The organism is Mesorhizobium sp. M7A.F.Ca.CA.004.04.2.1, assembly GCF_004022825.1.
Taxonomy (GTDB): domain Bacteria; phylum Pseudomonadota; class Alphaproteobacteria; order Rhizobiales; family Rhizobiaceae; genus Mesorhizobium.
The window spans coordinates 1-5682 of record NZ_RZPH01000323.1 but is presented as its reverse complement, the minus strand read 5'-3'; the positions used below and the strand labels follow the sequence as shown (position 1 = coordinate 5682).

At 59.8% G+C, this 5682-nt stretch carries 8 protein-coding genes and 2 tRNA genes; 5 read left to right on the top strand and 5 right to left on the bottom strand.

Going from position 1 to position 5682, the window contains the following annotated elements:
* The coding region (locus EN893_RS15995) for an AAA family ATPase (RefSeq protein WP_164900913.1) at positions 1-1668 on the top strand (1668 nt) is incomplete at its 5' end.
* 236 nt (positions 1669-1904) lie between these two features.
* Here EN893_RS15995 and EN893_RS15990 read toward each other — a convergent pair.
* The 3 genes from EN893_RS15990 to EN893_RS15980 are packed head-to-tail and all read right to left on the bottom strand — an operon-like array spanning position 1905 to position 3374.
* Positions 1905-2444, bottom strand: coding sequence for a hypothetical protein (locus EN893_RS15990; protein ID WP_127266662.1), 540 nt, complete (start codon positions 2442-2444; stop codon positions 1905-1907).
* Positions 2445-2450: 6 nt separating this feature from the next.
* On the bottom strand, positions 2451-2999 hold the full coding sequence (locus EN893_RS15985) for a hypothetical protein (RefSeq protein ID WP_127266663.1): 549 nt from the start codon (positions 2997-2999) through the stop codon (positions 2451-2453).
* 54 nt (positions 3000-3053) lie between these two features.
* Complete coding sequence (locus EN893_RS15980; RefSeq protein WP_127266664.1) at positions 3054-3374, bottom strand: hypothetical protein; 321 nt, start codon at positions 3372-3374, stop codon at positions 3054-3056.
* A gap of 47 nt (positions 3375-3421) precedes the next feature.
* Between EN893_RS15980 and EN893_RS15975 the strand changes: the two genes are divergently transcribed.
* On the top strand, positions 3422-3778 hold the full coding sequence (locus tag EN893_RS15975; protein WP_127266665.1) for a hypothetical protein: 357 nt from the start codon (positions 3422-3424) through the stop codon (positions 3776-3778).
* Between the two features lie 323 nt (positions 3779-4101).
* Here EN893_RS15975 and EN893_RS15970 read toward each other — a convergent pair.
* Positions 4102-4176: transfer RNA gene (locus EN893_RS15970), tRNA-Asn, on the bottom strand.
* 222 nt (positions 4177-4398) lie between these two features.
* On the opposite strand from EN893_RS15970, the gene EN893_RS15965 reads away from it, so the two are divergent.
* Positions 4399-4656 carry a hypothetical protein gene (locus EN893_RS15965; protein WP_024503836.1) on the top strand — a complete coding sequence of 86 codons (258 nt, stop codon included), beginning with the start codon at positions 4399-4401 and terminating at the stop codon, positions 4654-4656.
* Positions 4657-4680: 24 nt separating this feature from the next.
* Here the strand turns inward: EN893_RS15965 and EN893_RS15960 are convergent, their stop codons facing one another.
* Complete coding sequence (locus EN893_RS15960; RefSeq protein ID WP_127267807.1) at positions 4681-4884, bottom strand: hypothetical protein; 204 nt, start codon at positions 4882-4884, stop codon at positions 4681-4683.
* A gap of 221 nt (positions 4885-5105) precedes the next feature.
* Between EN893_RS15960 and EN893_RS15955 the strand changes: the two genes are divergently transcribed.
* A tRNA-Cys gene (locus EN893_RS15955) sits at positions 5106-5179 on the top strand.
* Between the two features lie 90 nt (positions 5180-5269).
* A partial coding sequence (locus EN893_RS15950; protein WP_164900912.1) for a protein-L-isoaspartate O-methyltransferase occupies positions 5270-5682 on the top strand: 413 nt, incomplete at its 3' end.

Here is a 5682-nt window from a genome sequence, read left to right as displayed (position 1 = left end):
CATGCGGCGGACGTTGGCGCAAAAGTCGTCCTCGTCGGCGATCCGCAGCAATTGCAGGCAATTGAAGCCGGTGCGGCATTCCGCTCGATCCATGAGCGACATGGTGGCGTCGAAATCGGTCAGGTGCGCCGGCAGCGTGAGGACTGGCAGCGTGATGCCACGCGCGATCTTGCAACCGGCAGGATCGGCGCTGCGATCGACGCCTATGACGCGCAGGGCATGGTGCACCAAGCTGCGTCGCGCGATGAGGCACGCAGCGATCTTGTCGAGCGCTGGGATCGGGACAGGCATGCAGAGCCTGAAGCGAGCCGGATCATTCTCACCCACACAAACGACGAAGTGCGCGCGCTCAACCAGGCAGCGCGCGAGCGGATGCGCGCGGATGGAGATCTCGGCGACGAAGTTCAGGTGGATGTGGAGCGCGGTGCAAGGACCTTCGCACGCGGCGACCGGGTCATGTTCTTGCGCAACGAGCGGTCGCTCGGCGTCAAGAACGGCACGCTCGGTGTGATCGAAGAGGTCAGCGTCCAGACGATGACGGTTCAAACCGATGACGCCAGGTCTGTGCGCTTCGATCTGAAAGACTATGCCCACATCGACCACGGCTATGCCGCGACCATCCATAAGGCCCAGGGCATGACGGTCGACCGCACCCATGTGCTGGCAACGCCGGACATGGATTCGCACAGCAGCTACGTGTCCCTGTCGCGACATCGGGATGGGATGGAACTGCATTACGGCAGCGAAGACTTCGCGACCCGCGAACGACTTGTCCGCGCGCTGTCACGCGACCGCACCAAGGATATGGCGTCGGATTACGACCAGATCGACCCGGCGCAACACTATGCCGAGCGACGCGGGATCAGCTTCCGTCAGCGTGTGGTCAAGATCGTGCGCCGGATCGTTCCGGAGAAGCTTCGCGACGGGATTGAAAGGATGCTGGACGGGTTGCGCTCGCCCGGACAAGCAGAGCCCGGCCAGGACCGTGCGTACAGGCCGAAAGGGGGAGAGGTTGGAACGCAAAACGGCGATGCCGGCGCCGAACCAGGAAGGGAAGCGGGCACCAGGGGAGCGCAACGCGGAGCGGATGCGTTGTTGGACGAGGAAGCGGCGTTGCGCAGAGCTCGCACGAAGGCTCTCGTGCGCCACGCGCGAGCGCTCGATGCTATTATCAGCAACGGAAATGTGGACGGGCAGGGTAGTCCCGGGCAGATGCGCGAATTGAGGGATGCACGCAACGCGTTCGATAAGGTTCGGCCGCATGGCTGGCGCGATGCCGAAGCGGCCTATATCAAGAATCCCGAGCTGGTTCGTGAAGCGGGAGCCGGTAGCGTCAACCGTATCGTGCTCGCTCTCCAGCTTGAAAGCGAAATCCGCACCGGACCGGAAGCCGATCCGACCCGCCGGGCCGACCGTTTCGTGGAACGCTGGCAGAAGCTCCACCGGACAAGCCAGGACCAATACCAGGCTGGCGACATGTCCGGTTACAAGTCAACCCGCTCGGCCATGTCCGACATGGCCAAGAGCCTCGAGCGCGATCCGCAACTGGAATCGCTTCTTGCAAACTATAAAAAGGCGCTTGGCGTCGAAGTGGAGTCCGGCCGGCGCCTGGGCGCGGAACTCGCGTTCAGCCACGGTATTGGCATTGGGCGTGGCATGGGCATCTAAACTTATTACGAAATGGCATGTCGAGCGTGTCGTCGACGAAGGTAGTTCCCATCGACAACGACGATGATGACCATGAATGAGATGGAGTCGTCGAACTCTCCCTTGGTAAGGGAGTAGTCTATCGCTGCATACCGGCGGATTTTTCGCTGCGATATCAGGCGCTTGCTCGTTCGCCGTTTTCGGCAGTGGTGTGAGCTGGTGCACGTGTAGTGCCCGGTCCGCATCCGCTGCCGGCCTCATTCGATGTAAGCCGGTCCGTCCTTTTTCACCGGTCCCCACATGCCTCCGGTGAAACTATCGCTGTCGGCGATCTGCAGGACGTTCGGCGGATCGTCGCGGTATTTCTTGCCAAACCAACCTTCGTATTCGAGTTGGATCGGAAATTCGGCTTGAGCCTTCCAAAAGCTCTTCTTCGGAATCCTATGTGTTAGGCCAAAAGAGCATGTCGTCTGCGCGCCGTTCTGAAGAAGGCGGATCACCATCGAGGACTCAAAACAGGCCAGCCAAAGGCCGCGTGCCTCGGCATCGGCGCCAGCGCCAAGGGCAGCCTCGAGCGCCGCCTGGTCTCGTACTATCAACCTGATGTTCTTGGCTGGGATCGACCCCGAATTCAGTACCACCAGATTATAGGCGATCGCCTCGTTACCTCCGTCATGCGTCTGAACCATCGCCGTTACGATCGGTCGGAACTGGCGCCGCCAAAAGAAGATCGATAGCCCGAACGCCAGGATCGCGACGACTAAGGCTACTACGGATACCGCGAGTTCGGCTGTCATCGTCGCCTAATCGCTCCATCGGATTTTGCTGCCGCGAAGGTGCTGTGTGTCGGCTGCGAACTGGATTTGCGCTATGATGAAGGCCTTTTCGACGCCCGGCGCGACCGCGGCGATCAGGGCATCGAGGGGAAGGACGCAATGCTTCGGGCCAGGAATGGATAGATTGAAGCCAGTGGGATAGCGCAGGTCGTAATCCTGATTGACATGGGCGAGCTGGATCGCCAGCGCTTTCATCATCTGGTCGGCAACCACAAGGCCTTGCTTTTCGCACTCAGCGAACACTTGTCCTGTGTCATGTCGCAATGGTCTTTTGCCAAGCTTGCTCTTCGGCGTGCCCTTCGCCACCAGATATGATTTGAGAATGACCTCCACGGCATGCGCGAGGAGGAAATAGGCCGGATAGCTAAGACCGGGTTCGTTACGCTCGGCAAGGATCTGGAACGCTTGATAGTAGGATCTTCCCCGCTTCAGCAGCTCGCCGGCGTAATCCCCCAAAGGCTGGGGCATCTCCCATAGGTTGGCCGATACCTGGTTAAGCGCGACGGTCGCCGCCATATATGGATCCCCTACTCGCTGGCTGAGGCGCGATGCGATCGGCCGCCGCTTACCTTACACCTCATCTTCATCCTGCTGCTGACTGTGAAGGTCATCAATCAGGATGTCATCAATGACTGAAAGAGCCAGACGGGCATCGATCTCGGGAATGCAATCCTTATGAATGATCTGAGTGAAAAGGCGTTGAAGCTTTTGCCGACGGTCGTAAGCGTCCATCTGCCTCCAGTCCAAGTTTACGGCTCCATACGTTTTCATATGACCATAGTCGTGCTGCGGCAGTGGAGCGGTTGTGACCATGATCGTCCCCGCCATAGGGCGGTCATGGAAGGGCGGCCTGTCAGGCGTCCAGCAGATCACAGTGTCTTTTGCAAGCATAGAAGGCTCCCCCATGTCGCGATGGACTCGAGTGTCGCAGGAAAGAATTGGCACCGCAATTCGGAGGCGTACCGCTTCCGGTCTTGATCTACTGGAAAAAGGAGATCACCTTCGACAGGGAGGTTTCAATCATGCCCGACGAAATGAAAGTGCTTCTCCGGAAAAATGTCGACTTTCGGGACGATCCCGGTCCGCCGCTCGACAGGCGTTACGAGACCGTCACCGTGCACACAAGCCGCGAACCCTTCGTTTTCGTTGGCGAAGGCGACACCGCACGTCACGTTTTCGACTACATCCGCCGAGCCCACTCCAAGAGTGGGTCGTCCAAAAAACTGAGAGACTGCCACGCGGCCGTCAAGGCGGACGGAGGCGCAAGGTCTGATGTTGTCTTTGCTTCGGGCTAACTTCACCGCATAGGTTTTTGCACCCGGAGGGTTTCATTAACCGCCTAGAGCAATACCGACGGCAATTCCGATGCCGATCGCCACGCCGGTTACTAGGTTCCTTGCCAAGCGAATCGTCCAGGCCGTCGCGGCGGCTCGCCAATTCGATCTCGGCTGAGTCTCTGCAGGCCGATCAGCTCATCAAAAACGTGTTCCATGGTGATTTCTCTCCTTCGGGCGATTCCGGTGTAGATCGGCGCCTAGCGAAGTCGAGTTGTGTAGACATGCTGTAGATCAGCCTATTTTCGGCCGTTCCTGAAAACTCTGAAACCGTTGGAAATGATTGGCTCCCCGGGCCGGATTCGAACCAGCGACCAACCGGTTAACAGCCGGTTGCTCTACCACTGAGCTACCGGGGAACGGATGCTCTATGTGAGTGGCGCAGCCTATAGCTGCCCTTTTCGGCTTTGCAAAGAAGCTTTTCACATTTTTCCGAGGCTTTTTCGCGCAGGCCTTTCTCGCAATCGTCGACGGTTGCCCTCATATTAGCCGTCTTGGCAGGGATATGGAACCGAAAGCGCGGCGGCGGCTTTGGTTCCAGCATGCTTGCGAAAAATCAAACGGGTCAATTTTTCGAGACGATGACAGCACAAGACAACCAGATGCCGGCGCGGAAAATCTCCGTTTTCGGGCGCGAGTTCAAAATGCCGCGCTCGCGCGGGCTCAGAATCACGATCGGCATCCTGCTGACCATCGGCGGTATCCTCGGTTTCCTGCCGATCCTCGGCTTCTGGATGGTTCCGCTCGGATTGCTGGTGCTGTCCTATGAATTCGCCATGGTTCGCCGTCACCGGCGTCGCTTTGTCGTCTGGTGGGAACGGCGTCGCCGGCCCGATTGACCGCCGATAGCGCAGGGTGGGTGTTCAACGGGCGGCGTGTTCTTCCAGTGCCTCATGGATCTGCTTGAGAATCGCCGCGGCCGAGGCAAGCCTTGCCCTGTCGTGCGGCGACAGGCTGTCCGCACCTTCGATGGACAGACGGTCGATTGCGTAATGCAGAAGCTCTCCGCATTGTAGCAGGGACAGGCCGGACGAGGCACTCGTATTTGCTGCCATTGTCCGGCGCATGGCTCTTCCTCCTGCCATGTCCAACGCACGGGCCGCCGATGAGTTTCTCCTCCGGGCAGGCTATGCTTAATTGTCCGCTAATGGAGCGGTCAGGCCCGGTCCGACGATTTGCCGGATGCCGTCCGGACTGACGCGAGGAAACCGTTCGGAATGCACGGTGGCCGCTTGACGGCATTTTCGCCGCAACCTATTGGAACCGGGTGGAACGCCGGGAGCAATGAGGCCTCGTGGCGGAGTGGTTACGCAGAGGACTGCAAATCCTTGCACCCCGGTTCGATTCCGGGCGAGGCCTCCAATGCCCGGGCCCCCGCGCGGCAGCGCAGGGGCCTGAAGTTCCTGACACAATGGACCGCGGTTCTGGCGCGGCAAGCGGATTGGTTGGGACATGAGCGCTGATTTCTCCGAACTACGCGTCAAGATGGTCGACGGCCAGGTCCGCACCACCGATGTGACCAGCGCGCCGCTGCTTGATGCAATGCTTGTCATCCCAAGAGAGATGTTTGTCGGCGCCGCCCAGCGCGATCTCGCCTATATCGACGAGGACATCCGCATTGCCGCCGGCGCGGACGGCGCACGCTACCTGATGGAAGCATCCCCGTTGGCCAAGCTTATCCAACTGGCCGAGATCAATCCGACCGATTCGGCGCTCGATGTCGGTTGCGGAACCGGCTACGCCTCGGCCATCCTGTCGCGGCTGGCCAGGTCCGTGGTGGCGCTTGAGAGTGATTCGGCGCTGGCGGAAACCGCCAGATCGACGCTTTCGTCGCTGGGCTGCGGCAATGTGACCGTCGTCCAGGG

Bases quoted from the DNA above. Each gene is read 5' to 3' on its own strand.
- EN893_RS15990 (WP_127266662.1), bottom strand. From the start codon at position 2,444: ATGACAGCCGAACTCGCGGTATCCGTAGTAGCCTTAGTCGTCGCGATC.
- EN893_RS15985 (WP_127266663.1), bottom strand. From the start codon at position 2,999: ATGGCGGCGACCGTCGCGCTTAACCAGGTATCGGCCAACCTATGGGAG.
- EN893_RS15980 (WP_127266664.1), bottom strand. From the start codon at position 3,374: ATGCTTGCAAAAGACACTGTGATCTGCTGGACGCCTGACAGGCCGCCC.
- EN893_RS15960 (WP_127267807.1), bottom strand. From the start codon at position 4,884: ATGCGCCGGACAATGGCAGCAAATACGAGTGCCTCGTCCGGCCTGTCC.
- EN893_RS15965 (WP_024503836.1), top strand. From the start codon at position 4,399: ATGACAGCACAAGACAACCAGATGCCGGCGCGGAAAATCTCCGTTTTC.